The sequence below is a fragment of the Sorangium sp. So ce204 genome, assembly GCF_051526795.1.
GTDB lineage: Bacteria > Myxococcota_A > Polyangia > Polyangiales > Polyangiaceae > Sorangium > Sorangium cellulosum_B.
The window spans coordinates 1692368-1718826 of record NZ_CP150317.1; the positions used below are offsets into that span (position 1 = coordinate 1692368).

Below are 26459 nucleotides of genomic sequence, written 5' to 3' on the forward strand. Positions count from 1 at the left end.
CCGAGCTCACAGGCACGTGGCGTCGCACAGGATCTCCGAGAGCGCGATGCAGCCCTCGTCCCACCCGATCGTGCAGCAGAAGCTGTCTCCGTCTTCTCCGCACACGGTCTCGACGCAGCTGTTGCAGGACGCGTCGAGGGGCGCGCCTTCCTCGCAGAGGTCGTGGGCGCACCCGCAGGCCTGCCCGCAGGCGGCGGTGAGGCCAGCGACGCAGTGGGTGTCCCACGCGCTCATGCAGCACGCCGGGTCCTCCGCGCACAGCGCGGTCACGCACGGGTCGCAGCCCATGAGGAGGGGCGCTCCTTCCTCGCAGAGGTCGTGGCTGCACTCGGCCGGCGGGCACGCGCCGCAGTCGGTGGCGCACGCCTGGCAGTTCTCCCTGTCGGGCTCGCATGTGCCGTCACCGCAGACCGGCGGGCACACGCCGCAGTCGTCGGCGCACGAATCGCACGTCTCGCCGGCGTCACACCGCAGATCGCCGCACGCCGACGCCCCGCCCTCTCCACCGCCGCCGGCGGCGTCGCCGCCGCCCGTCGAAGCGCTGCTCGCCGAGGCGCTGCTCACCGAGCCGCCGCCGGCGGCGTCGCCGCCGCCCGTCGAAGCGCTGCTCGCGGAGCCGCCGCCGGCGGCGTCGCCTCCGCCCGCCGAGGCGCTGCTCGTCGAAGCGCTGCTCGTCGAGGCGCTGCTCGTCGAGCCGCCTTGCCCTCCCGCTCCGCCGCCGCCCGTGGCATCGCCGCCAGCCGAGGCGCTGCTCGTCGAGCCGCCTTGCCCGCCGCCGCCCGTGGCATCGCCGCCAGCCGAGGCGCTGCTCGTCGAGCCGCCTTGCCCTCCCGCTCCGCCGCCGCCCGTGGCATCGCCGCCAGCCGAGGCGCTGCTCGTCGAGCCGCCTTGCCCGCCCGCTCCGCCGCCGCCCGTGGCATCGCCGCCAGCCGAGGCGTTGCTCGTCGAGCCGCCTTGCCCGCCCGCTCCGCCGCTGCCCGCCGATCCGCCGGACCCGCCTTGCCCGCCGGCCCCGCCTTGCCCGCCGGACGTGCTCGCCGCGCTGCTCGGCGCGGCGCTCTCGTCGTCGCCGCAGCCGGCGATCGTGAGGGTCGATGTCAGGGCGAGCAAAGCACACATGCGGAGTGAACGGTTCATCAGGGGAGCCTCGCTATCATCGTGCGTTGGGAGCCGCCTCGCGCGCGTCGCGCGCGAGGCCGCCTGTCAAAAGAGCCCCACGGAGAAGTGGAGTGCACCGTCGATCTCATCCAGCTCGTCGCGCGGATCCAGGTTGAAGCCGTAGTCGAAGGCGAGGGGGCCGATGGGCGTGTTCACCCGCAGGCCGGCGCCGAGCCCGTAACGCAAGAGCCGCGGATCGAGGTTGACGTTCCTCGCCCTGATCCAGAGGTTGCCCGCGTCGAGGAAGAGCCCGAGCTGGAGCAGATCCGTCAGCGGGACGCGCAGCTCGGCGCGGGGGTTCACCATCACCGTCCCGCCGCGCGGGATATCGTCGGTCGACACCTCGGCGTCGCCGCCCAGCGCCTTTCTCGCCTCCTCGAGCCCGTCCTCAGGATACAGCGACTCGGCCAGATGGGAACGGAGCGAGTCGACGCCGCCGAGGAAGAACAGGCGATCCGGGTACGTCCCGCTCTCGGCCACGAGCGGATGAATATACCCTCCGGACAGGCTCAGAGCGAGGGTGAGCCGCGACCGCGGCGCGAGGGGGATATAGCCCGACACACGGCCGGTGAATCGCAGGAAGTGGCTCTCGGGGAAGCTCGATTGGGCCCGGACCGAGGCGAAGGCGTCGAAGGCGTCGACGTGCTCGACGCCGCCGGAGAGGAGGAAGCCCCGGGTCGCGGCGAAGGGGGTGTCCCGCGTGTCCCAGGACGCGTCGATCCGCTGCGCCAGGGCGATCGTCTCGCCCTCGGGCATGCGCAGCTGGTCGAGGATATCCCGCTTGTCGGCGCCGACGGCGCCCGGGAAGAAGCCGACCTTGTTCAGCTCGGTCGACAGGGCGAGCTGCGTCGTGATGGCGCGCCGCGGGCGGTAGGTGATCGCGGGGATGATCGCCGTCTTCGTGACGCCGAAATCCAGCTGGTTGTCGCGCACGTTGATGCCCGCGAGCGACATGCTGACGAGCGGGCCGAGGCCGATGTCCGGGAGCGTGACCGAGACCGCGATGCGGCGCTCCAGCTGGTCGTCGATCTGGAGATCCTCGTAGTGGCGGCTCGCCGCCTTGTCGACGATCATGAACTCGAACAGGTAGCTGAGCTGGACGCCCATCGTGAGGCCGATGGCGAGGCCGCCGATGTTGCGGTGTCCGTACTCGAAGGCGAGGCGCGCGCCCTCGCCGGTCGAGAACCCGATCTGCGGGTTGAGGTACTGCGGCAGCTGCTCGACGACGTGGATGACGACCCGCTTGTTCTTCTGCGGGACGTCGGGATCCTCGAGCGAGATCGACACGCTGGAGAAGGGGCCGAGCGTGGCGATGCGCTCCTCGCTCAGGCGGGCCTGCGACTGGCGGAACGGGGCGCCCTCGCGGAGCAGCACGCGGCGGAGGATCAGCTGCTCGTCGGTCCGGACGGCGCCCTTGACGACGATGCCGGTGACGAACACCCGATCTCGCTCCGAGACGATGAACCGCGCGCGGGCGCGCGTGCGGTCGGGCGAGGGCTCGATGGCCGTGCGGACCTCGGCGAACGCGTAGCCCAGGTCGCGGTAAGCATCCATGATGCGCAGCCGCGCGGCGTCGAGCGCGAGCGTCGAGAGGGGCTGTCCGACCTTCAGATCGGCGAGGTCGCTGAGCCAGCGCTCGCTGAACGGCCGCTCCTCGGCGCAGAGGGCGCGGTCGCGCTCGCTCAGGCCGGCCTGGCGGCAGAAGCCCTTGTTCCCCTCGAAGGCGAGATCGTAGAGCTGGGTCTGCGGGCCGGGGTGGACCGGAATGCGGAGCGTCACCTCGGGGGCGCAGGTGATGTGCCGGGCGGCGTCGGGGCGGCACGTGAGGGCGGCGGGGACGGGCGGCTCGGGGAGGGGCAGCCCTTGCGCGTCGGTGAGGCACTGGGCCGTGACGCGCTCGGTGACCGGCTCGGGGATGCAGGCGCCCGGCGGGGAGCGGCGCGAGCAGGTGGCGCGGAGCACGGAGACCGGGCCGACGACGGCGTTCAGGTAGCCCTTGCTGAAGTAGAGATCGCGAAGGTGCTTGAGGGCGCGCTCGTAGGTCTCCTGCGCGTACGTCATCGAGGGGATGAGCTCGATCGGCCTGGCGCGGCCGCCGGCGCCGCGGGTCGGGCCGAAGAGGTCCGAGATGCCTCGCGGGTCGGGCATCGAGAAGGCGTCGGCGCCGGGCAGGTCCTCCTCGAGGAAGCTCTCGATCTCGCGGCCGAGGTCGTCGGGGCTGAGGTCGCCCGTGAGGCAGGGGAAGACGCGCTTCGTGACGCGCACCTGGTCGTGCTCGCGGACGGTGAAGGTCAGGTAACGGACCGCATCGTCGGGCTTGCCGCCCAGCGAGGGGGTGACCTCGGCGTCGAGGAAGCCGCGCTCGACGTAGAACGCGCGGAGCCGATCGGTGAGATCGTTCGTCCTCGTCTCGGTCGTCTCGCCGAGGTCGAGCGCGGCCTCGAGGGCGTCGTCGTCGAAGGCGCGGTTGCCGTCGAAGACGGGGACGATGCGCGCGCCGGGCTCGAGGTAGACGTAGAGGTAGTTGTGCGGGCCGACCGCGAGCACGCGGTGGGAGACCTCGGCGTCGTGAAAGCCGCTCCGGCGGAGCAGCTCGGCCATCTCGCGGTCGGCCTCGGCGAGGGCGGGCTCGTCGACGCGGGCGCCGACGCCGAGGCCGTAGCTCTGCTTGAGCGAGCCGAGCTCCCGGTCCGCGCGCGGCGCCACGACGAAGACGCGCTCGGAGACGACGCGTGGAGCGCCGGCCTCGATGTCGAGGGCGAGGACGACCTGGGAGGGCTCGTCGGTGTCGACGGCGCGGATGGTGACGGCGGCCGCGGGGTAGCCGTGAAGCGCGTAGAACGCGCGGATGCGGGGGCTGATCTCGGCCAGCGTGGCCGCGGTGATCTCGCCGCCCTCGGCGATGCCGGCGGCCTCGAGGGTGTCCTGCCGGTCGAGCGCGCCGCCGGTGATCTGGACGGTGGCGATGCTCCGGCGGGGGACGACGACGATCCGGAGCGCGGCGCCGTCGGGCACGAGGTACGCCTCGGCCGACGCGCGGGCGAAGTTGCCGGAGGCGAGCAGCTCGCGCATGGCGCGGCGCGCGGCGTCGGGGCTGAGCGGCTCGCCGAGGTCGACGCTCGTGACCGGCGACACGATCTGCCAGCGGTCGCCCTGCGCGGTGACATCGATGCGGACGATCGGCTTGCCGACGAGCTCTCCCAGGGCCAGCGGCTGGCCGAGCGACGGTACGTCGGTGGCCTGGGTGCCGGCCTCGCCCGAGGGCACGGCCCGTGCCGGAGGGTCGACAGGGTCGAGGCCGGCCTGACCGGGGTTGAGGTTGGCCTGACCGGGGTTGAGGTTGGCCTGACCGGGGTTGGGGCTGGCCTGAGCCGGACGTGCCGGGGTTGGGTCGGCGTGCGCCGGGACGGCGATCGCGCCGAGCGGCAAAAAGCCGAGCAGAAAGGGAATGAGGGTGGAACGGAAGCGAGCCATCAGGCGCGGAGCGCCGGGGGACGAAACGGAAATGAACCGGCGCCGGCGTGCACGACGGACGCAGCGTAGCCCGGTTGGGCGCTGGATGGGCAAGAGGCAGCCCGCGAGGCGCTTATGTGCGAGACGCGGGGCTCGCGGCGGGCAGAGCTCGTGCTAGCGTCGCCGCCCGTGCGAGGCACCGGATGAAGGACCTGGCGATGCTCGTCGGCGCCGTGGCGCATGACGCCAAGGTGGTGACGCTGTGGGAGAGCCTGCGCGAGCACTTCCGCGAACATGGAATCCTGATTGATTTCGCGCTGTTCTCTACGTACGAGCGCCAGGTCGAGTCGCTGATCCGCGGGCACATCGACGTCGCCTGGAACAGCGCCGTCGCGCACGTGCGGGTGAAGCGGCAGACCGAGGGCCGGTCCCGCTCGCTCGCGATGCGCGAGATCGATCGCGACTTCCACAGCAAGCTGCTCGTCCGCCGCGACGCCGCCGTCGGGGCGCTCAGCGATCTGGAGGGCAAGGCGCTCGCTGTCGGGAGCGTCGACTCGGCGCACGCGCGCATCCTGCCGCTCCACTTCCTCCGGCAGGCGGGCGTGGCCGTGGAGAAGATCCAGCTCGTGCCGTTCGAGGTGGACGTCGGCAAGCACGGGGACACAGCGACGAGCGAGGTCCAGGCGCTCGCGGCGCTGCACGAGGGCAAGGTGCAGGCGGCGGCGGTCGGGGACGCGGTGTGGCTCGCCGAGCAGGCGAACGGCCACATCGACCTCCGCCGGGTCGACGTCCTCTGGACCACGCCGGCCTACGATTTCGCGATGTTCGACGCGCTGCCGGCGCTGCCCGAGGCGAAGGCCGAGGCGTTCCAGCGCGCGCTGCTCGGCATGACCTGGAAGAACCCGAAGCACCGGCGCATCTTCGAGCTCATGGGCCACAGGCAGTGGGTCTCCGGCCGCGACGACCGGTACGGCGCCCTCGACGCGGCGCTCGCCGCGGCCACCTGACGGCCGCGGTCCGAGCGCCGCGCGAGCCTGCGAGCGCCATCCGCGGCTCGAGCGTCACTCGAACTCGAGCCGCCACCTCAGGTCGGCGCCCACGTTGCCGAGCGGCGAGCTCGAGGCGTCGCTCGAGTTGTCGTACGACCCCTGGAGGCTCATCCGGTCGCTGAGCTTCACCTCGACGCCCGCGCGCACCTGGCTGCCCTGCGAGAGCCCCGTCGTCACGTTGGCGCGCACCGCGTCCGTGATGCGCTTGCCGATCGTCACCGTCGGCTCCGGGGCGCCGTTCTTGGACGAGTAGCCCGTGCCGAAGCGGAACTCGTCGATGAGGGGGACCATCGTCTTCACCGCCTTGTCGGCGCCCGTCAGCGACGAGAGCGCCTCGAGGCCCATGGTCTCGCCGAGCGACGACACGACGCCCTGGTTGAGCTCGGCGCGCGTCATGCCGAGCGTCAGCAGCAGGACGATGTCCTCCTGGCTGAGCGGCGGATCGCTCGTCAGGTTGAGCTGGAGGTTGTCGGCGTCGCCCTGGGCGTGCAGCTTGATGCGCCAGAGCCCGCTGGAGTTCGCGCTGCTGCCCGCGGCCGCGGCCGTCGGCGCCGCGGGCTCCGCGCCCGACGTCGCGTCCGCCGCGGCAGAGCTCGTCGACGTGTAGCGGCGGTACTCGCTCTCGGCGCGCACGTCGACCTTGGGCGCGATGCGGAACGGATCGTCGAAGCGGACGTAGCCGTCCCGGACCTCGAACTCGGTGCTGCGCAGCATGAGCTTCGAGTCGGGCAGGATGCGCAGCGTGCCGCGCGCGCCGAAGCGCTGGTTCGTGCCCGAGAGCGCGAGCCCGGGCTGCGAGACCTCGAGCCGCATGTCGGCCAGATCGTTCGAGAAGCGCAGCGGGTTCGGCGAGGCGACGGTGACGTCGAACCGGACCACGTCGGCGGCGGGGTCGTAGGTCTGCACCGTCGTCCGCTGGCGCCCCGTGAGATCGCCGAGGTCCATGCTCATCAGGATGGGCCGCGTGTAGCTGAACGACGTGAGCGTGATCTTCCCCTCGACCCGCGGCAGGTTCTTCTCCCCCGACGCGTCGTCCTCGACGCCGGGCCGGAAGCTCGCCGTCAGGTTGGCGTTCGCGGTGAGGTTCACCCCCTCGGCGACCGGCAGCTTCACGCCGGTCGCCACGATGGATGCCTGCGCCGTGCCGAGGGTCAGGCCGCGCACCGGCATGTGCCCCACCGCGGTCACCGTGCCCGTGCCGACCCGCGCGTTCGCCTTCGTGAGGCGCACCTGGTCGCCGCCGATCGCGAACTCCACGTCGATGTCGTCGAGCGAGACCGGCAGGCCGACCACGTCGAGCTCGCCCTCCTTGAGCGTCGCCGAGCCCGTGTAGCGCAGCCCCTGGAGCGGCCCGGCCACCTGGACCTCGGCCTGCACCGTGCCCCGCGCGTGCCGGATCTGCGGGATGTCGGCGCTGAGCCGCGCCAGGTTCGTCGGGCTCACCCGGATCGCCACGTCGAGGTCCGGCGCCGTGAACACCCGCTTGACCTCGCCGGACGCCGTGAACGCGGCGGACAGGCGCGAGGCGGTGTGCGCCTCGAGGTGGAGCTCCGGCACCTTCAGCGTGTTGCCCGCGAGGCGGATCGGGCCGCTCGGGCTCGTGAGGTGGACCCCCTGGCCCTCCCGATCGAGCTTGAGCGCGTCGACCGTGAGCGTGAGCGCCGACTGCCGGAAATCCGTCAGGGGGAGCCGCTCGATGTCGAGCGACCCGGTCATCGTGCCCTTCGGCGCCGCCGCGAGCGCGGCGCCCGGGATCAGGTTCGCGAGCGTGCCGAGGTCGAGCGCGTCCATGCGCACGTCCCCGTCCACGATCTTGCGCCGCTGGCGCGTGACGCGGAGCCCCTTCAGCGCGACCTGCCCGCCGAACAGCGAGCCGTTCGCGACGAAGGCGCCGTCGGGGAGGTCGCGCTCGTACTCCGCCGGATCGAACGGCGCGCCCTGGGGGTTGCCGCAGATCGGCGTCCTGCCGATGATCTTCGGCGGCTTGTCGTTCGGCACGATCGTGAGCTCGACCCGCGAGGGCGGCAGGCTCGCGTGCGCGCGGCGGATGCCGACGCGCGAGACGTGCACGTCCGCGAAGCCGGCGAGCCTGCTCACGGTGCCGCCCAGGCTGGCGACGACCGACACCGAGCCGTCGAACTGCGAGGCCGCCGCCCCGAGCCCGTCGATCCGCGAGAGCGGGAGGCCGCTCGCGATGACGCTCCCCTTCAGCGCGCCGCCGTGCGTGATGGAGGCGCTCGCCAGCACGGAGCCCGTGCCCTTGCGCAGCGACGCCGAGCGGACGTCGAGCCGCATGCCGTCGGCGCCGGCGGCCTGGTCGTCCCAGATCATGTCGAGGTCGATCTCGCCCTCATCGAAGCGCTCCTCGAGCAGCTCGACGCCGGTGAGCCGCATGCCCGCGCTCACGGCGAGGGTGCCGCCGCCGCAGCGGTCCTCGGGGCCGCCGAGCGCGAAGCGGGCGCGGGCCGTCCCGCTCGCGGTCGCCTTGTAGTCGGCGAACCGCGGATCCTTGTCGAGGCGGAGCACCTCGAGCAGGTCGCGCGCGGCGAGGTGCGGCGCCTCGCGCGTGTCGACGGTCGCGTCCACGACGACGATCCCCGTCGAGCTGTCGAGCGGGCGGCCCTTGGGCAGGTTGCCGGCCGGGTCGAAATCGACCTTGATCGACGGGACCCGGACGCGGCTCGCCCCGTGCCGGACCCGCGCGTTCTCGAGCGTCAGGGCGAGCGGCTCGAACGCGACCGGCGAGGGCTCGAGGTCGCCGATGGGGAAGCCGCCGAACACGAACTTCTCGACGCCGATCTCGCCGGTGAGCTTCGGGTGCTCGTACGAGCCGTGCATCGCGGCCTTCATCGTGGCGACGCCGGCGAGCTCGAGCGCGGCGAGCGGGGAGATCTCGGCGAGGTCCACGCGCGAGCCCGGGTGGACCTCGACCCCGAGCTGGTCGTTGAAGCCGAGCGAGACGGTGGTCCTGAGGTGCGAGCTCGGCGTGTCGATCGAGAAGCCCGAGAGCACGACGGCGTTCGGCCGCACCTGGAACGAGCCGCGGACCGTGCCCTCCTTGACGCCCATCAGGCGCTTGCGGGCAGGGTGCTTCGTCGGGTGATCGAAGATCTCGAAGCCGTGCGTCTGCACGGCGAGCGGGCCCTCGAGGGAGAGCGGGGACAGCGTGCCGCCGAAGCGATCGAACCTGCCCTCGCGCAGCGTCCACGCGACGTGCGCCTGCGGGTGGACGGCGAGGTCGCGGAGCAGGCCGGGCAGCTCGACGTTGGCGAGGTCGATCGGCCCGGCCTGGAGCGGCACGCCCTTCTCGAACGGCTTGATCTCCGCGCTCGAGATCTTCAGCGTGCCGTCGGCCCAGGCGACGTCGGCGTCGGAGAGCTGCACGGCGTCCGGGGTCGTCGAGACCTTGCCCGCGAGGCGCGTGACGAAGACCCTGCCGTCGAGGCCCGGCCGGTCGAGCAGGAGCGTGCCCTTGAGGCGGGGGAGCGCGAGGCCGAGCGGCGCGGACGCCGCGTCGTACTCCGCGTCGACGTCGAGCGAGACCGCGCCGGACGCGGGCGGCAGGGCCAGGAAGCGGTGCACGATCGGCACGGGGAGGCGCGCCCGCACGCGGCCCTCGATCCGGTGGGGCATGCCGCCGCCGAGGCCGACGGCGCGGAGGGCGCCGAGCTCGAGCTCCACCCGGCGCCAGTCGCCGTCGTGGAGCGCGCAGGGCGGCGCGGTGCCGGGATCCGGGTCGAAGTCGGCGGCGCCCTCGAGGATCAGCCGGCGGACGAGCGCGCGGCCCGGCTCGACGCGGACGCGCGTGTCGAAGCGGCAGACGACGTCCTCGTCGACGCTGTCCTCCTCGGCCTCGTGGCCGGGCGCGGGGTGCGTGTGGACGACCGAGACGAGGCCGGAGCGCATCGCGATCTCGAACGCGTCCGACGGCTCGGCGGAGACGTCGACGTCGACCTCGGTGGCCTGGACGCGGACGTTGTCGATCGTCAGGTCGACCCGCGCGTCGGTGATGGCCACCGAGGAGAGCGGCGCGCGGTCGAGGCCGCCCCCGCCGCCCCCGCCGGTGCTCGGGAGGGTGATGTTGCGGAGCTCCCCGTCCTTCAGCACCGCGCGGACGCGGGGGCCGATGATCTCGACGTCCCCGGCGTCGATGTGCCCCGCGAGCAGCGAGAACAGGCGCGGGCGGATGGCCACGCGCTCGAGCTCGAGGAACGGCGCGCCGCCGTCCGAGGAGTCGACGACGAGCCGGTTCAGGCCGACCATGAGGGGCCAGGCCTGGACGCGCACGTCGTAGCGGGCCGTGATGCCGAGCTCGCGCTGGAGCAGCGCCGCCGTCTCGCGCGCCGCCCAGGCCCGCACCGTCTCGGTGCGCACGAGGAAGCCGAGCGCGAGCGGGATCGCGCCGATCAGCGCGAACACGGCGCACAAAACGCGCACGGCGACGCGCCCCCAGTCCCTGCGGGCGCTCGGCGGGGAGCCCTTTCTCCTCGTGCCGTGCATCGGGCGCAGCTTAGCTGAAGCGCGGTCGGACGCTTACGTGGGCGGGGCGATCTTGTGCCTGGAAAATGCCGGTGCGTGCGCGTCGCACCCGACCGGAAACGTGCTCCGGGGTGGAACGCCGCGGGGGCGGCGTGTGAGGCGCGCTGGGCCGGGTCAGCCCGCGGTGAGCTTGCGGTAGCGGAGCTTGCGGGGCTCGGCCGCGTCGGCGCCGAGGCGGCGCTTCAGGTCGGCCTCGTAGTCGGCGTAGTTGCCCTCGAACCAGACGACCTTGCTGTCGCCCTCGAAGGCGAGGATGTGGGTCGCGATGCGGTCGAGGAACCAGCGGTCGTGGCTGATGACCACGGCGCAGCCGGCGAAGTTGAGCAGCGCCTCCTCGAGCGAGCGGAGCGTGTCGACGTCGAGGTCGTTGGTGGGCTCGTCGAGCAGGAGGACGTTGCCGCCGCGGCGGAGCAGCTTGGCGAGGTGGAGGCGGTTGCGCTCGCCGCCGGAGAGATCGCGGACCTTCTTCTGCTGGTCGCTGCCGGCGAAGTTGAAGCTCGCGACGTACGCGCGCGAGTTGACCTCGCGCTTGCCGACGAGGAGGCGGTCTTCGCCGCCGGAGATCTCCTGCCAGACGTTGTTGGTCGGGTTGAGCGCGTCGCGCGACTGGTCGACGTACGCGAGCTCCACGGTCTCGCCGAGCCGGAGCGCGCCGCCGTCGGGCTTCTCGAGGCCCATGATCATGCGGAAGAGCGTGGTCTTGCCGGCGCCGTTCGGCCCGATGATGCCGACGATGCCGCCGCGCGGGAGCGAGAAGCTGAGGTCGTCGATGAGGACGCGGTCGCCGAAGCCCTTGCGGAGGTGCTCGGCCTCGACGACCACGTTCCCGAGGCGCTGGCCGGCGGGGATGTGGATCTCGTTCTCCTCGACCTTCTTCGACCTGTCCTCGGCGAGCAGGGTCTCGTAGGCGGCGAGGCGGGCCTTGCTCTTGGCCTGGCGGGCGCGCGGGGCCATGCGGACCCACTCGAGCTCTCGCTCCAGGGTGCGCTTGCGCGCGCTCTCCTGCTTCTGTTCGAGCTCGAGGCGCTTCTTCTTCTGCTCGAGCCAGCCGGTGTAGTTGCCCTCGTACGGGATGCCGGCGCCGCGGTCGAGCTCGAGGATCCAGCCGGCGACGTTGTCGAGGAAGTACCGGTCGTGGGTGACCGCGACGACGGTGCCGGGGTACTCGTGGAGGAAGCGCTCGAGCCAGGCGACGCTCTCCGCGTCGAGGTGGTTGGTCGGCTCGTCGAGCAGCAGGAGGTCCGGCTTCTCGAGGAGGAGCCTGCAGAGGGCGACGCGGCGTCGCTCGCCGCCGGAGAGCTTGGCGACGTCGGCGTCGGGCGGCGGCAGCCGGAGGGCGTCCATGGCGCGCTCGACGACGCGGTCGATCTCCCAGCCGTTCGCGGCCTCGATCTTGTCCTGGAGCGCGGCGTACTCCTCGAGCAGCGCCTCCATGTCGGGGGGCGACTCGCCGAGCTTCGCGCCGATCTCCTCGAAGCGCTGGACGAGGGAGCGGACCTCGTGGACGGCCATCTCGACGTGCTCTTGCACGGTCTTGCCGGCCTCGAGCTGCGGCTCCTGGGGGAGGTAGCCGATGCGGGTGCCGTCGGCGGGCTTCGCCTCGCCGAGGTACTCCTTGTCGACGCCCGCCATGATGCGCAGCAGGGTGCTCTTGCCGGCGCCGTTCGAGCCGAGGACGCCGATCTTCGCGCCCGGGAAGAAGGAGAGCCACAGGCCCTTCAGCACCTCCTTGTTCGGGGGGTGCACCTTCCGGACATCCTGCATCGTGAAGATGAATTGAGGGGCCACGTCTTCGCCTGCCTGTGCGTGCCCGGCGCGCCGTGGGGCCCCGCTCGGCCTTCGAGCGGGCGCGGCGCTGGCCGGGCTGGGGGAGAGGCCGTATGCGAGATCGCCGGCTGACGGTCAAGAGGGCGCGGAAGCAGCTGTAGGCGGGCGCGCAGGGCGCGCGTCGGGACGGACGCGGGCGGGCGGGCGGAGCTAGGCGCGCCGCGCGCCGCGCCCGAACGCCTGCTTGAGGGCGGCGAGGTCCTCGCGGCCGACCTCGCGCGTGGCGACGAGGACGGCGAGGTACACGAGGCCGACGAGGATCGCCTCGCCGAGCACGGCGATCTTGCCGAGCCACGGGAGCTGCGTGCCCACGGCGATCCCGGCGAGCAGCGCGGCGCCGACGCGGAGCGCCGTCCGGGCGGCGACGAAGCCGCCGGCGGCGCGGTGCAGCAGGACGCCGCCGGCGACCGCGGCGGTGGCCAGCGCGAGCGAGGTGGCGACGGCGGAGCGCACCAGCATGTCGGGGCCGAACGCGGCGGGCGGGACGGCGATCGAGCAGCCGGTGGCGACGAGGAGGACGGTGGCGGCCGTGAGGGCGGCGGCCACGCGCTCCCGGTGCAGGCTGGTGAGCGCGGCCGAGGCGACGCCGAGGACGGCGAACGCGCCCATGCCGAGGGAGAGGACGCGGAGCGTGTCGCCGCCGCGGCTCCAGATCTCGACGGGGAAGGCGAAGCGCAGGACGTGCGGGGCGAGGCCCGAGATCGGGGCGCAGAGGAGCCCGGTGAGCAGGAACGAGAGGCGGACGCCCGTCATGGCGTAGCGGCGGACCGCGGCGCGGTCGTGCTCGGCGTGCGCGCGGGCGAGCATCGGGAAGAGGATGAACGTGACCGAGAGGAGCAGCTGGTACGGCAGGAACGCGAAGAGCTGCGCGCCGCGGTAGACGCCGATGAGGTCGTCCGCAGCTTTCGCGCCGAGCGCGAGGCCGCTCGTGGCCTGCCCGAGGAAGCGGCGGAGGAGGAAGAAGTCGGTCTGGAGCAGAAGGTTCAGGAACGTCTGCGAGACGGCGAGCGGCAGGAGGAAGGTCGCGTGCTCGCGGATCGAGGGGCCGGCGCTGCCGGGGCGGCCGAGGCCGGTCCTTGTGAGCGCGAGGGGGACGATGAAGCCGGCCGCCGCGACGAAGCCGGCGATCGCGCCGAGGACGCCGCTCTGGCCGGCGCGGAGGAAGAGCAGGGCGAAGGCGGCGATGCTCGCGGTGCGGAGCGCGCCGTAGCCGACGTCGAAGGCGGCCTGCGTGACGAAGCGCCGCTGGCCGTTGAGCGCGCCGACGAGCGGGGCGTAGAGGCCGTAGAGGAGCACGACGGCGGCGGCGAGCCGCAGCGGGGTGGCGACGTGCGGGGCCTCGGAGAAGTCGGCGATGGCGCCGGCGAGGAGCGCGAAGCCGGCGGAGACGACGACGGCGAGGAGGGCGTGGAGGGCGAGCGTGCGGCGGAAGGCGGCGGCGACGTCCGCTTCCGCGACGCTGGAGACGGCGCGCGAGACGCCCTGGATGCCTGTCGCGACGATGACGTTGTTGACGACGCCGACGCCCGCGAGGACGACGGAGACAGCGCCGTAGCCGTCGGTGCCGAGCAGCCGCGGGAGGATGAGCTGCTGGACGAAGCCGAAGAGGATGAAGGAGACCTTGGCGCCGGCGATGGCGAGGCCGCCGCGGCCCGCGGAGCGGGCGGCGGAGGGGGAGGGGGCCGGAGAGGGCGCCGGGGCGTCCGGCGGCTGCGGCGGGAAGGGCACGGCGGCGTGCTGCACGGCGGCGTTGTCGCAGAAGCACGCCGGGCGGGCAATCTCGCGCGGAGCGGGCGAGCACACCGGGGCGTCACGTAAACTTCAGCGGCGGTGCGGATTCGCTTGACGGGGAGGCCTCGCTGACTATCCTCGCGCCCGTCTCCAACGCATTCCAGCTTAGCTCAGTTGGTAGAGCAGGCGGCTGTTAACCGCCGGGTCGCTGGTTCGAGTCCAGCAGCTGGAGCCATTTCATCGAGGCGACCCGGTCTGGGCGCCAGGCCGACAAAGGGCCTTGCTGGAAAACCTGGCAAGGCCTCTTTGTTTTCCGCGGCTCGCGCACGCGGAACCCAGGAGATCGCTCAGAGCAAGACGGGGCGCGTGACGAGCCACAAGGTTCGGCCCACGGAGAGCCGAGACCGAGCGGTGCTCTTGAGTTCACGGTGAACGGCTCCTCGCTCTGGGGTTCACAGCTCCTCCTCCTCTCCTTGCCGGTCGCGCCCGCACACCGGAAGATAGAGAGGGAGGCCGCGATGAAGAAGCACACCATGACACTGCTGGGAGGGACGCGCGGCGAGCTTCGCGTTCCGGCAGACGTGCTTCTCGAGACGGTCGGCGCGCTGATCGAGGGGGCCCGCCACGCGACGCGCTTCGTCGTCGAGGGCGAGAGCACGCGCAAGGGGCCGCGACCCGCGTGGCTCGATGCGGCGTGTCGCGTGGAAATCACCGGGCTGACCGCTGGTTCCGCCGTCTTGGCGCTCGAGGCTCCGACGCTGGCCGACGTGGCGCCCGAGCGCTTTGGAGGCGCGCATCAAGTCTCGCTGTTCGTCGAGGCGCAGCGGCTGATCGAGGCGAGCAGCTCGGCCGTGGACCTCTTCGCGGGGGTGCTCGCGAGCGTCGTGAAGGGCGACCGAGATCGCGTGCTCGCCGACCGCGCGCTGCTCGACACCTGCGTCCGGTTCGCTCGGGCTGCGCGTGACGGCTTTCATGGCGTACAGCTCGAAGGCATTGCTGGGCTCGACGCCCCCCTCGTCGTGCGACGCGACGATGTGGGCAAGATCGAGCTCCTTCGCGACGAGACCCCGGATCCCAAGGCCGTGCGTGTGACCGGCACGCTGGACACGATGTCCGCGACGACGTCAGACGTCATGCTCACGCTGGCCGATGGCACTGCCGTGGCTGCCCGGCTCGACGCCCGCGACAACGAGCAGCTCAAGACCCTGTTCGGCTCGCGGGTGGTGGTTTCGGGCATGGCCCAGTTCCGTCCGTCCGGCAAGCTCCTGGTCATCGACGTCGAGTATCTCGGCCCCGCGCGCGCTGGTGACACCGTGTTCGAGAGCGCGCCGAAAGCCACCGCCAGGAAGCCCGTGGCCTCCTGGGTGCCGCAGGACGAGGCCACTGGCGTGTCGGCGTTCTTCGGCACATGGCCGGGGGACGAGACCGACGAGGAGTTGCTCGGCGCGCTCGAGGCGATCCGGTGAGCCAGCGGATCTACCTGCTCGACACGAGCGTGATTCTCCCGCTGGTGCGCGGTAACGCGCTCGGTCGGTACATCGACGAGCGCTTCGGCCTGCGGTCCGCTGCGCAACGCCCGCTCGTGTCGGTGGTCAGCCTCGGCGAGGTGCGCGCGCTCGCGCTGCGCAACGCCTGGGGCGACGCCAAGCTGAAGGCGCTCTCGAATGCGCTCGACAACCTGGTTGTCGTGGACATCAATCATCCAGCCGTCCTTGACGCGTACGTGCAGCTCGACCTGGTCTCGCAGAGCCATCCCGACGGCGCCCGCAACATGGGAAAGAACGATCTGTGGATCGAGGCCTGCGCCAAGGCTTCTGGCGCGACGCTGCTCACCACGGACGACGACTTCTCCCACCTGATCCCCGAGCACCTCGATGGCGAGGTCATCGCTCCCATGATGGCATCGCGCCACAAGGGCGACTAGGATACGCATCCCGCACGACGGAAGCGCTCGCGGGATCGCGGCGACGCCGGACAGCCCCGTGCTCGGCGCCATGAACCACGAGCTCTTCGCCGAGGGCCGGCTGACGCCTGTCGGCGGCGCGCCCGTGGACGTCATGGTCGCCGGGAAGCAGCTCGGCCCGATGGTGCTCGCCGAGGTTCGCTGCACGGGACACATGGGACATTACGTCGGACATCACGATGTCGCTGTTCTCGTCTTGCGGCCCGCAAACGCGAACATTCCGGCGTGACGCAGGGCTTCCTCGGGGTCTGAGATCAAGGCCATCGCCGACCGGCTCGATGACGGCGTTCTCGACGCGGCGCGCTTCGCACGTCGGGTCGCAATCGTACACGGGCTTGCGGGGCGCATCGTCCCGGCGCGGGCGATACCGAAGGTCGGCCGCAAGCAGCTGTGCCCCTGCGGCTCCGGCAAGAAGCACAAGAAGTGCTGTGGTGCTGCATGAGGGCACGCCGGGGCGAGGCTGCCCGCATGCTTGCACGGTAACTTGCGAGCATGGCGCTGCCGGCTGAAAAAACTTCCTCGGCCATGTCGATCTGGCCCAACGTCGCTCGTCGCCTGTACATGCAACCCCACCGGCACGGCGGGAACGCGGAATTCTGACGAAGTCCTGCCGCATCCCGATGAGACGCGTTCATGGTCCAGCGACCTCGACCCAGCCGATGAGCTTCGCCGCGTAGCTGCCGCCCTCGGGAACGATCTCGCGGTGCTGCAGCTCGCGCTCGAGCATCGGCTCGATTTTCTCGTGGAGGAGCGTCTTCCGCGCTGAGGACGTCCTGTCGTTGACGTGCCCTGGTCGCGTGAACACGCCCGCTTCGAGGCGCTCGAGGCGCGCGTTGCGCTTGCCGTCGTCGCTCACACCCAAGGGCAACACGCAGGCGCGGTGTTCGCCCGAGGGGCCGCGCGTCTCGACGAGCCACCAAGTCAGCACGCCGGGTCCTTCCGCGCCCGACACGGCCACGCCGATGCTCTCGGGCGACGTGGCCTGCCAGCGTTTGATGGCTTCCTGCACGAGCGGATGATCGAGACCGAGTAGGTCGAGGTCGGCGCGGGAACGAGCCGCCTCTCGGTCGAGCGTGAAGCGGCACACTGTCCTCTGTTCCGCGTCCTTGACCACATAGCTGCCGTCTTCCTGTGCCGCGACGCGCCGTCCTTCGGCGGCGAGCGACGCCCGGAGGAACTCCAGCACGCGCTCGAGCCCCGGCTTCACGTCGGCAAAGGGCTTGTAGTCGTCGAGCGAGAAGCCATCGAGGTCCTGGAACAGCTCGAAGACGACCTTGCGCGCCTCCGACGCGTTCGAGAGCGCGGCTTCGAGCTCCTCCTTCGTGCGGCGCAACTCGGGATCGCCGAGAGCCTCGCGGTAGAGCTTGTCGTACGTGAGCCGCTCGGAGAGCTGGCCGAGCACCTGGCTGCGCAGGTCCTCCGCGACGTTGCCATGCTCGTCGACCTTGCCGAGCGTCTTCGCGATCTCCTGCAGCTTTTCGTCGAGCAGCAGGAAGATGCGCCCCTCGATCGTGTCTGAGAGGACCAAGTTGTAGACCTGCGCGGTGTGCTTCTGGCCGTAGCGATGGATGCGCCCGATGCGCTGCTCCATATCCATCGGGTTCCACGGGAGGTCGAAGTTGAAGAGGATGCGGGCGAACTGAAGGTTGATGCCCTCGCGCCCCGCAGCTGTGCACACCAACACGCGCGGGCCATCAGCCTTCTTGAACTTCCGCTCGGCGGCCAGCTTCGCGCCGTGATCGCCACCGCGCAAGACGACGACCCCCTGGCCCGGGTAGGCCTTCTCGATCTCGCGACCGAGGAGGTCCACCGTGCCAAGGTACGTCGCGAAGATGACGACCTTCTCGGTCGGGTCCTGCTCCCACAGCGCCCCGAGCCCACGCAGCAGCTTCTCGACCTTGGTCTCGCGACGCTCGGGGAAGACGCGGAGCAACTCGCGGATGCGCAGCCGCTCCTCGGGTAGCGCGAGGCTCACGGCCATCACGGCCATGTCCTCGCTGCCGCTGGAGGCAAGCTCGCCGGCACTCGAGTCCGATGCGAGCTCCAGCTCCTCCTCATTGAGCTTCTTGAGCAACTTCACCCGAAGCTCGGCGAGGATCGCGTCGACCTGCCCGCGGCCCACAGAGTCGCGCGCCACCTCGAACTCGTCGTGGATTAGCTCTCGGGCTTCCGCAAAGAGCTGCTCGCGCGCGTCGATGTCCAGCTCCTGATCCTTGAGAATCGCCTCGTGCAGCGTGAGCATCAGGATGCGCCGACGGAGCGTGCGCCGGACCGCCGCGAAGCTCGACGCGGCGATCTTCTGGAAAATCGTCATTACGAAGCCGAGTGCTCGGCCCTGGTTCCCCTGCCGCTGGGCGAGCGCGAAGCCGTCCTCGAGGTACTCCTTGAGCGCCGCGTAGAACATGCGTTCCTCGTCGACCATCGTGAACGACTCGGTGTGAACCCAGCGCCGGGCGAAGAGCGGCGAGCCGTCGGGGCGGCACGCGTCGGCCTTAGTGCGTCGGAACACCACCGAATTTAGGCGGTGCCGGTTCTCGACCATGTCCTCAGGGCTCTTGAACAGCGTCGGGTTCAGGAGCTGGATGAGCATCCAGAACCGGAAGTGGTCGCCCTGGTGCGGCGTCGCCGAGAGCAGTACGAGGTCGCGTGCGTGCGCCTTCAGCGCCTCCGCGAGCTTGTAGTTCTCGGTCTTCGTGACCTTTTTGCCATTGCGAAAGGCGGTTAGGTGGTGCGCCTCGTCGAACACGACGAGGTCCCACGGCGGGGCCTCGAGTAGGCGCCTGATGCGAGCCGGGCGCTTGAGCGTGTCGATGCTGGCGATGAGTCTGTCGTGCTTCGCGAACGCGTTGGACTTGCGGTCGGTGACGTCGCCCTCGCTGCCGAACACTTCGAAGTCGAGGCGGAAGACCTCGTTCATCTCCCGGTGCCAGTTGTTCACGAGGCCCGCTGGGACGATCATCAGCGCGCGATTGAGCTCGCCTCGACTAGCCAGCTCGCGAAGCAGCAACGCCGCCTCGATCGTCTTGCCAAGTCCCACCTCGTCGGCGACGAGGTAGCGGCGCGGAGATGCGGTCGCGATGCGATGGGTCAGTACCACCTGGTGTGGGAGCAGGTCGATCGGCGCCGCTGTCAGCGCGGCCGCGCTCTCCATGAGGGGCAGCGAGAATGATTCGTAGACCAGCGATGCTTGGCGGACGCGTTCGGCGGATGCAGCCACATCGCCGATTACACGGTCTGCCCATGCGAGGGTGGGCCTCAGCTTCGCTATCGGTACGAGTCGCTCGCTCGAAGTGAAGAAGACGCGTGCGTACCCCTCGTGTGCTACGCCGACGACAACGCCGTCTCCGAACTCGGCGTGATGGACGCGGGCGCCCGGCTGAGCGACAGGCAGGAGCCGTTCGAGGCGCTGAACCAGGGTGCGTCGAGCCGCTGGCGTGAGCTCGAATGCGGCATCTTGTGCTGGAAGATACTCCTCCGGGATGAGCTCTCCCTTGACTCGAACCGCGTCGACGATGGCTTCGAATGCGCTTTGGTCGACGAGGACACCTTGTCCGTCGACAATCGCATCCCGGAGGATCGGGCGCCCCCCAAGCAGCTCAATCGCTTGATCCGATGACAGCTCGCCCACAAGCCAGCGCCGAATCTCCTCAACCTCGTCAACCAGTACGCCCACGTAAACGGCGCTGGAATCTGCGATCGCCAAGATCGCAGCCGGACCATCGAAATCCAACAGCGAGTGCCGTTCGTCAGGCCACGAGAACTGCGTGCGCTGACCATGGAACGTGGTGAGCGGCTTCACCCCGCCACCACCTGAAACTGCTCATGCACCGTCGCTTCGATGGCGCGCGCGACCCAAAGGCTGTGGTGCCACTCGTTGTTCCCAGTCTGCTTGATCATCCCCTGACCGGGATTGAACTCCGCGACAGCGACCTTCCATTTGCGGAACAGCGGGACAGCCTTCCGCACCTTGGCGACATCGCCTTCAGCGACCAGCACGCTGAGAGCGCACCGTTGGCACTCGGTTCCTTGGCCCGGATTGCGTCCCTGCTCGGCCCACGACTTCATGTCATCACGACAAGGCGGCGAACCCTGCACGAAACGAAAGATCCTGCCAACTGCAGGTCCGGCATCGTCGGGAGGGCATCCGTCTGGACAGAAGCTCGAAGGCTGCATCAAGAAATCCTCGGGTGGTGCAGGCCGACGTACGCGTTGCCGTCGAAATCCGGGTCTTTCTCCTCGGAGACGAGGATACGGGCGACGTCCGCCTCTGCGCCGCCCCACAGGTAACGGCCGAGGGGCAACCGCGCTCCGTCACGACCAGCGCCGATCTTCCAGAAGTACTCCTCGTCGGCGAGGTCCATCCCGATGCGGGTACGGCCCGACGCGAGCCAGAGGATGAGTGCGGCCTGCCCCTCGTAGTGCTCCTGGAAGCTGAGCACCACCGACTTCAGATCGGTCTCGAGCCATGTCACCGCGTCCTGCTCCGAGAGCGAATCGAGACAGCCGTCGAGTCCAGCAACGACGAGCGCATCGCCTTCAGAACCAGGCAGGTCATCGGGCCAGGCTTTTCGGAGCGCGAAGAAGTCGCGCATCGAGACCACGGCAGTCGGTACGATGACATCGGTCAGAACACGCGGCTCCCACAGCAGCGAGAAGCCGCGACGCATCCATCGTTGTGACCTCTCGACCCTCATGCCGCCCCCTGGTCTTCGAAGAAGAGCGTCATCTGCTGGTGCTGCTTCTCATGCTTCGATCGCCACGAGCGCAGGATGGTCCGCGCGCGCGACGAGGCGTTGCGGATCTCCGAGGTCGCACCGCGGGTCGCGAACCACTCCAGCAACGACCCAAGCGCCGGATGCGGCCGGAACCGTTCGTTAGAGAGCGTGTCGGTCGCGTTGATACCACTGTTCTCGAAGCACGCGCCGATCAGGAACGCGGCCTGGTCGTAGTCGCTCGTCATCCCGCTACGGTGCTTGCCCTGCCATGCGCGAGCGATGTCGAGCGGCGAGGTCAGGTGATAGACCTTCTTCTCCTCCTTGCACCAGCCGCGCGCCTCGAAATCCGACGGAGCGATCCCGGTGCCGCGCAGGAATTTCTGGATCTGGTCGCGCGGGAGCTCCTTCACGCCGTCGAAGAGTCGAAGGAACTGCCGCGTGAACGGCTCGGCGGTAACCGGCGGCGGGTCCTTGATGCCGCCCGTCTCCTCGTCGAGGAGCTGATTGATGCCGACCAGCGCCTCGAGCACCGCCATCGAGCGCCCGTCGTCGACGAGCACCTTGCCATAATGCCGCGAGTAGTACTCGAGGGCCTTGCCACGACGGATCACCTGTAGGTCGGCTTCGGGGAGACCGGCCTTCTGGTGGTGCTCGAGCATGCTCTTCAGAGCGCGAACGTCCTGCAGGACCTGCCGACGCATCTTCGCCCAGCTCACCGGGGTCGGCTCCTCGGCTCGTTTGCGGCAAACGTGGATGATGTCGTACTCGATCTGCTTCGAGCCAAACTCGCCTTCGCCCTTCGACTCGTCGCTACGTATCGGATAGGTCGCTTCCAGGTAGAAGCCCGCATCGAAGAGGCTCTCGAGCACGGCAACCCACGGTGCGTCTTCGCTGTGGTGGAAGGTGAACGCGAGGATACCCGACGGGCGAAGAAGCCGCGATGCCTCACGCCAACTCTCGGTCAAGACGCGCTTGTAGTGAGCATCGGCGTCGTCCGGGTGCTGGGCAGGATTCGAGATGGCTTCAAGCATTTTCGGCGTGTACTCGGCCGAGAAGAACTCGGGGTACCTGTCGCGGAGAACCTTCCGCAGCCAGACGTAGAAAAAGTCCGCGAGTTCGGCGTAGAAGAGCAGGCCGCCGAACGGCGGATCGGTGATGACCAAATCGAAGTCCCCAGTCTTCCACTCATCGATGTCGCTTGCCGATCCGCACTTGAGCGTCGTCGCGAACAACGGCGGGTCTCCGATGTAGCCCTTCTCACTCTTGCCGGTAAGGTCCGCCGCGATCGTTGGCGACTGCTCGGCTAGCCATTCGTTGCTGAGCACATCCCACGGGCGCTCACGCCAATCGAGGGTCTCGGCCAGCGACTCGGTACACGATAACCAGTTCCCGCGCCCCATCGCCCCAAAGACACCATTCTCAACTACCACGTACTTCGGGTGGTAGTTGTTGTTGGAGAACAGCGGCTCTGGCGTGTCGCGCTGCCAGTTCCAGAAGCAGAACATGTTCTGATTTCGCAGGTACTGCTGGAACGAACCCAGTACGAGTTCGCGCGTCTCCCAGCGATGCTTCGCGCCACCGACGCTGGAGATCGCCTTCAGCAGCAACGCGTGAACCAGCAGCTGCCGCGCGTTGAACATGTCCGTCCAGCGGAGATAGCCATGCTGCGGGAGAGGCTGTCGCTGGTGGGTCATGTGACCGAACGGGATGTCGCTCTCAGGCCAATATCCCTTCAGATCAGCATCGCGACGGACTTCCCACTCGCGGCAAGCGGCCTCGAACGGAGCGGGATCGACAGACGCCGTGAAGAACCGCCCACCATATGCAACGTTGGTCTTCTTGAGTCCGGCGCTAAGGCACTGCATCACGAGCGGCGCGACGGGGGCTGATTTTCCGGAGGCGTTGGTCGCGACCACGATGCGCTGCACCGCGCCGCATGCCCCGCAAGCGAAGTGGCCATCCTTCGGAACCGTCCCACCCTTCGTGCTGGGCTGAACGACGACGCCGTCAACGGTGACGTTGTCCGGCAAGGATCCACGAAGCTCGACGACAACGGCATCCTTCGAGCGTTCCTCCAGCCACCGGCACGTATCGGCGGCATTGTCCGTGACACTGCCTCCCAACGCGCCGGCTGCGCTCGTGCCCGCGATTCCTGCAAGCCAACGAGGATGCGCCATCAACGCAAGTCGGACCTTCTTCTTCGTCGGCTTCCCGAGGTTCGGGAAGGGCTCCGCCTTTCCACAGGACGGGCACGCGATGCTGCTGCTCTTCGTGTCGAGCAGGCAGAACGCCTTCTCGTCATCGGACACGATGAGCTTGGCGTCGGGCGCCATGCGCGCCTCGGAATCCTCGATGTCGAACGACGCCTTGCACGCCTTGCAGGTGTGCGTCCACGCCTTCACAGAGAGTTCCTTCAGCGCGATTACAGGCGACGTCATGACGGGCGTGCGGTGGCCACAGCCTGTCATCGCGCAGGGGATGTGCTTGCCCCAGAAGACGTAGACGGTCTCGGGCCCGTCGTACTTGAAGCCCTTGCGCTGCTCGGGCTTGAGCGTCAGCGGGTCGAAATCGTCGCCCATCACCCTGCCGTCCGAGAGTCGCGTCCACGTTCCACGCTCGCCGTGCGGACCGTTGCACGCGTAGAACGGCATGATCTGCGGCCTTACGTCGGCTTCGATGTCTGCGAGGAGCGCTTCGACCTCGGTCTTCTTCACGTCGGCCAGTTCGGTCTTCACGACGAACCACGCGACCGGGTTCAGGTCGTTGCCGAACATCTGCATGCCGAGGCGGCTGCCCTCGACGATGGTGGTGCCGCCCCCCATGAAGATGTCGGCGACCTTGAGGTTCGCGAACGAACGCTTCTTCTGGTGGTTCGCGTAGTAGACGTTCCATACGGCCTTCGCCGCCTGCGGCGTATCCTCGGGCGCCTTCATCGATGCCGAGAGCAAGAGCTGTCGGTGAGCATCGCGTCCCGCGTCCGATCGGTGAAGACCGCGGCCCCATGATCGGCGGCGTTCACCGTTCACCGCCGGTCCCCACGCCGATCTGGGCCACGCTCGCCTCCGCGGCGTAGACGTTACGCCCGCCGAAAAGTCGAAGGCCCGAGGGCTGCCACCCTCGGGCCTTCTGGAGCTCCGCGTTGCCGGAGTCCCCCACCTTCATCACAAGCCGGGCTCCAGGTCCAGAAAGCGGCGTCATGGAGCCCGTTGCCTTCGTCCGCCTACCGCCTCGCCCACTGCGCCCGCTGCCGCGTCCAGCTTCGCCTCTGCCGTCGCTGCGATCGCGGCCAGCGCCTCTGCCCCGACTGCCGCCCGCTCCAGCGTCGTGAGTCGCTCCGCCGCGCCGGCGCGGCCTACCAGACGCAGCTTCGCGCTCGCCGCCTCCATGCCGCTCGCCAGGCCCGGTATCGGGACCGGCAGCGGGACAAGTTCTCCGCGCAGAAAGTGACGCATCACAGGGTGACACAAGCCGCGGCCGCGTCGATGTCCCAGCTCGCGCCGGAGATCACCCCCGGCCGAAAGGACAACAATGACGATTGGATCCGAGATGTCGGCCGCTGCTCGCTCTGCGGAGCGCGGCTTCCGCCCTGGGCCCTGCGCGAGCGGCGCGCTCGGTCAGCTGTTCACCGACGCGCTCCCCGCGTCCCACGAAGCCCTCCGCGGTGACGGGAGGCGGCGGTGATCGCGAAAGAGAAGGAGGCCGAGGTGCTGCGCCTCTACCACGGTGAGAAGTGGCCCGTGGGCACCATTGCCGCTCAGCTCGGGCTGCACCACACCACCGTTCAGCGCGTGCTCGGGCAAGCGGGCGTCGACCCGAAGGTCGTCGCGCCGCGCCCGTCGATGGTCGACCCGTTCGTGCCCTTCATCGTCGAGCAGCTCGGCAAGTATCCCTCGCTGCGCTCGAGTCGCCTCTTCGGCATGCTCAAGGAGCGCGGCTATCCGGGCGGTCCCGATCATCTGCGCCGAGTGATCGGTCGTCTCCGCCCCAAGAAGCCGGCAGAGGCATTCCAGCGGCTGCGCACGCTGCCCGGCGAGCAAGCGCAGGTCGACTGGGCGCACTTCGGCAAGCTGGCTGTCGGCCGGGCGCTGCGCCCGCTCTGGGCGTTCGTCATGGTGCTCAGCTACTCGCGGCGGATCTTCCTGCGCTTCTTCCCCAGCGCAGCGATGCCCTTCTTCGTTCGCGGGCACGTCGAGGCGTTCGCCGACATCGACGGCGTCCCGCGCGTGCTGCTCTACGACAACCTCAAGAGCGCTGTCGTGGAGCGTCACGGCGACGCGATCCGGTTCCACCCCATGCTCCTGGCTCTGTCGGCGCACTACCGCTTCGAGCCGCGCCCCGTCGCCGTCGCTCGCGGCAACGAGAAGGGCCGCGTCGAGCGCGCCATCCGCTACGTCCGCGAGGCATTCTTCGAGGCCCGGACCTATACCGATCTCGACGACCTCAACCGACAAGCGACCGAGTGGACCAGCTCCGCAGCGCTCGATCGCTCCTGGGTCGAGGACCGCGCCCGCACCGTGCGGCAGGCCTTCGACGACGAGAGCCGTGTGCTGCTCGGGCACCCCGACACGCCGTTTCCAGCCCATGAGCGCGTCGAGGTCGAGATCGGAAAGACCCCCTACGCGCGTTTCGATCTCAACGACTATTCTGTTCCCCACGACCGGACGAGCCGCACGCTCGTCGTCCTCGCCGACCTCGAACAGGTGCGCATCGCTGACGGCAACGAGATCGTCGCGACCCATGTCCGCTCGTGGGACCGCGGCCAGCAGATCGAGCAACCCGAGCACATCCAGCGCCTGGTCGACGAGAAGCGCCGCGCCCGCGAGCATCGCGGCCTCGATCGCCTCGCCCGCGCCGCCCGCAGCAGCCAGGCATTCCTGCGCATCCTCGCCGAGCGCGGAGACAACGTCGGCAGCGCCATCGCCCGGCTTCTGCACCTGCTCGACGCCGTCGGCGCCGCCGAGCTCGAAGAGGCGCTCGTCGAGGTGCTCGAGCGCGACACCATTCACGTCGGCGCCGTGCGCCAGGTGATCGACCGCCGGCGCTCCGAGCGCCACCTGCCGCCTCCAGTCTCGATCCCCGTCACGCGCGGCCAGCACGCCGCCCTCGTCGTCACGCCGCATTCGCTCGCCACCTACGACGCCCTGAAGAAGGACCCGACGCCATGACCGATCTAACGCCCACCGAGACCAAGGCCCGCCTGAAAAGCCTCGGCCTGTTTGGTCTGCTGGCCTGCTGGGAGGAGCTCGCCGAAAAGCCCTGGCTTCGCGAGGTGCTCGCCATTGAGGAGCGCGAGCGCCAAAAACGCAGCCTCGATCGCCGCCTCAAAAACTCCCGCGTAGCCGCCTTCAAGCCCATGGCGGACTTCGACTGGTCCTGGCCCAAGAAAATCGACCGCGAGGCCGTCGACGACCTCTTCGCTCCCGGCTTCCTCGCCACCGGCCACAACGCCGTGCTCGTCGGCCCCAACGGCGTCGGCAAGACCATGATCCTCAAGAACGTCGCCCACCAGGCCGTCGTCCGCGGTCACACGGTCCGCTTCTCGACCGCGAGCGACATGCTTGCCGACCTCGCCGCGCAGGAGTCCTCGGCCGCGCTCGCGCGCCGGCTGCACCGCTACACGGTTCCAGCCCTTCTTTGCATCGATGAAGTCGGCTATCTCTCCTACGATGGCCGCTACGCCGACCTGCTATTCGAGGTCGTCACCCGTCGCTACGACGCGCAGAAGCCGATCCTGCTCAGTACGAACAAGGCCTTCTCCGACTGGGGCCAGGTCTTTCCGCACGCCGCCTGCGTCGTTACGCTCGTCGACCGGCTCGTGCACCGGGCCGAGGTGATCGAGATCGAGGCCGAGAGCTACCGGCTCAAGGAAGCCAAGGAGCTGAGTGCCATCCGCACCAAGCAGCGCCGCACCAAAAAGCACTGAGCGGCCTCTTCACCGGTGAACTTCACCGGCGTCGGGTGCGGGTTTCACCGGCACCGGGCGCGGATTTCACCGGTGAACTTCACCGAATCTCCGCGGATTGC

General features: G+C 69.7%; 16 protein-coding genes, 1 tRNA gene and 1 pseudogene. 8 read left to right on the plus strand and 10 right to left on the minus strand.

Translation table 11 applies throughout. From position 1 onward, the window contains the following. Positions 1-6 precede the first annotated feature (6 nt). Positions 7-1137: a hypothetical protein gene (locus WMF22_RS06225; RefSeq protein ID WP_438035171.1), complete on the minus strand. Its 1131-nt coding sequence runs from the start codon at positions 1135-1137 to the stop codon at positions 7-9. Positions 1138-1203: 66 nt separating this feature from the next. Continuing rightward, entirely contained in the window at positions 1204-4632 is a 3429-nt protein-coding gene (locus WMF22_RS06230) for a POTRA domain-containing protein (RefSeq protein ID WP_438035172.1), read from the minus strand. A gap of 182 nt (positions 4633-4814) precedes the next feature. Between WMF22_RS06230 and WMF22_RS06235 the strand changes: the two genes are divergently transcribed. After that, complete coding sequence (locus WMF22_RS06235) at positions 4815-5618, plus strand: phosphate/phosphite/phosphonate ABC transporter substrate-binding protein (protein WP_437298183.1); 804 nt, start codon at positions 4815-4817, stop codon at positions 5616-5618. 54 nt (positions 5619-5672) lie between these two features. Here the strand turns inward: WMF22_RS06235 and WMF22_RS06240 are convergent, their stop codons facing one another. From WMF22_RS06240 to WMF22_RS06250, 3 genes are all read right to left on the minus strand, one after another. Beyond that, the gene (locus WMF22_RS06240) at positions 5673-10160 is read right to left on the minus strand and encodes a translocation/assembly module TamB domain-containing protein (RefSeq protein WP_438035173.1); all 4488 of its coding nucleotides are present in this window, start codon (positions 10158-10160) and stop codon (positions 5673-5675) included. 153 nt (positions 10161-10313) lie between these two features. After that, a complete protein-coding gene (gene ettA / locus WMF22_RS06245) occupies positions 10314-11987 on the minus strand; it encodes an energy-dependent translational throttle protein EttA (protein ID WP_438035174.1) in 1674 nt (557 codons plus the stop codon). A gap of 189 nt (positions 11988-12176) precedes the next feature. Then, on the minus strand, positions 12177-13829 hold the full coding sequence (locus WMF22_RS06250; protein ID WP_438035175.1) for a lipopolysaccharide biosynthesis protein: 1653 nt from the start codon (positions 13827-13829) through the stop codon (positions 12177-12179). A gap of 87 nt (positions 13830-13916) precedes the next feature. Here WMF22_RS06250 and WMF22_RS06255 point away from each other — a divergent pair. The 5 genes and pseudogenes from WMF22_RS06255 to WMF22_RS06275 form a co-directional block, all read left to right on the plus strand. Further along, positions 13917-13992, plus strand: a tRNA-Asn gene (locus WMF22_RS06255). A gap of 283 nt (positions 13993-14275) precedes the next feature. Further along, the gene (locus tag WMF22_RS06260; protein ID WP_438035176.1) at positions 14276-15223 is read left to right on the plus strand and encodes a hypothetical protein; all 948 of its coding nucleotides are present in this window, start codon (positions 14276-14278) and stop codon (positions 15221-15223) included. Further along, positions 15220-15681 (plus strand): PIN domain-containing protein, encoded by a 462-nt coding sequence (locus tag WMF22_RS06265; RefSeq protein WP_438035177.1) that lies wholly within the window; start codon positions 15220-15222, stop codon positions 15679-15681. The genes WMF22_RS06260 and WMF22_RS06265 overlap by 4 nt, the downstream gene beginning before the upstream one ends. Before the next feature lie 70 nt (positions 15682-15751). Further along, positions 15752-15949, plus strand: coding sequence for a hypothetical protein (locus WMF22_RS06270; RefSeq protein WP_438035178.1), 198 nt, complete (start codon positions 15752-15754; stop codon positions 15947-15949). A gap of 129 nt (positions 15950-16078) precedes the next feature. Next, a pseudogene (locus tag WMF22_RS06275) lies at positions 16079-16162 on the plus strand (SEC-C metal-binding domain-containing protein); the annotation flags it as partial. A gap of 189 nt (positions 16163-16351) precedes the next feature. Here WMF22_RS06275 and WMF22_RS06280 read toward each other — a convergent pair. The 5 genes from WMF22_RS06280 to WMF22_RS06300 all read right to left on the minus strand — a co-directional run bounded on the left by WMF22_RS06280 (position 16352) and on the right by WMF22_RS06300 (position 23597). After that, positions 16352-19111, minus strand: coding sequence for a DEAD/DEAH box helicase (locus WMF22_RS06280; protein WP_438037243.1), 2760 nt, complete (start codon positions 19109-19111; stop codon positions 16352-16354). Between the two features lie 404 nt (positions 19112-19515). After that, positions 19516-19893, minus strand: a complete 378-nt coding sequence (locus WMF22_RS06285) for a hypothetical protein (protein ID WP_438035179.1) — start codon at positions 19891-19893, stop codon at positions 19516-19518. Continuing rightward, positions 19893-20387, minus strand: coding sequence for a hypothetical protein (locus WMF22_RS06290; protein ID WP_438035180.1), 495 nt, complete (start codon positions 20385-20387; stop codon positions 19893-19895). The genes WMF22_RS06285 and WMF22_RS06290 overlap by 1 nt, the downstream gene beginning before the upstream one ends. A 23-nt stretch (positions 20388-20410) precedes the next feature. Next, the gene (locus WMF22_RS06295; RefSeq protein ID WP_438035181.1) at positions 20411-23368 is read right to left on the minus strand and encodes a DUF1156 domain-containing protein; all 2958 of its coding nucleotides are present in this window, start codon (positions 23366-23368) and stop codon (positions 20411-20413) included. 82 nt (positions 23369-23450) lie between these two features. Beyond that, positions 23451-23597 carry a hypothetical protein gene (locus WMF22_RS06300; protein WP_438032198.1) on the minus strand — a complete coding sequence of 49 codons (147 nt, stop codon included), beginning with the start codon at positions 23595-23597 and terminating at the stop codon, positions 23451-23453. 515 nt (positions 23598-24112) lie between these two features. Here WMF22_RS06300 and istA point away from each other — a divergent pair. Continuing rightward, positions 24113-25600: an IS21 family transposase gene (gene istA, locus WMF22_RS06305; RefSeq protein ID WP_438032199.1), complete on the plus strand. Its 1488-nt coding sequence runs from the start codon at positions 24113-24115 to the stop codon at positions 25598-25600. Next, positions 25597-26358 carry an ATP-binding protein gene (locus WMF22_RS06310; RefSeq protein WP_438032200.1) on the plus strand — a complete coding sequence of 254 codons (762 nt, stop codon included), beginning with the start codon at positions 25597-25599 and terminating at the stop codon, positions 26356-26358. Before istA ends, WMF22_RS06310 begins: the two co-directional genes overlap by 4 nt. Positions 26359-26459: the final 101 nt, after the last annotated feature.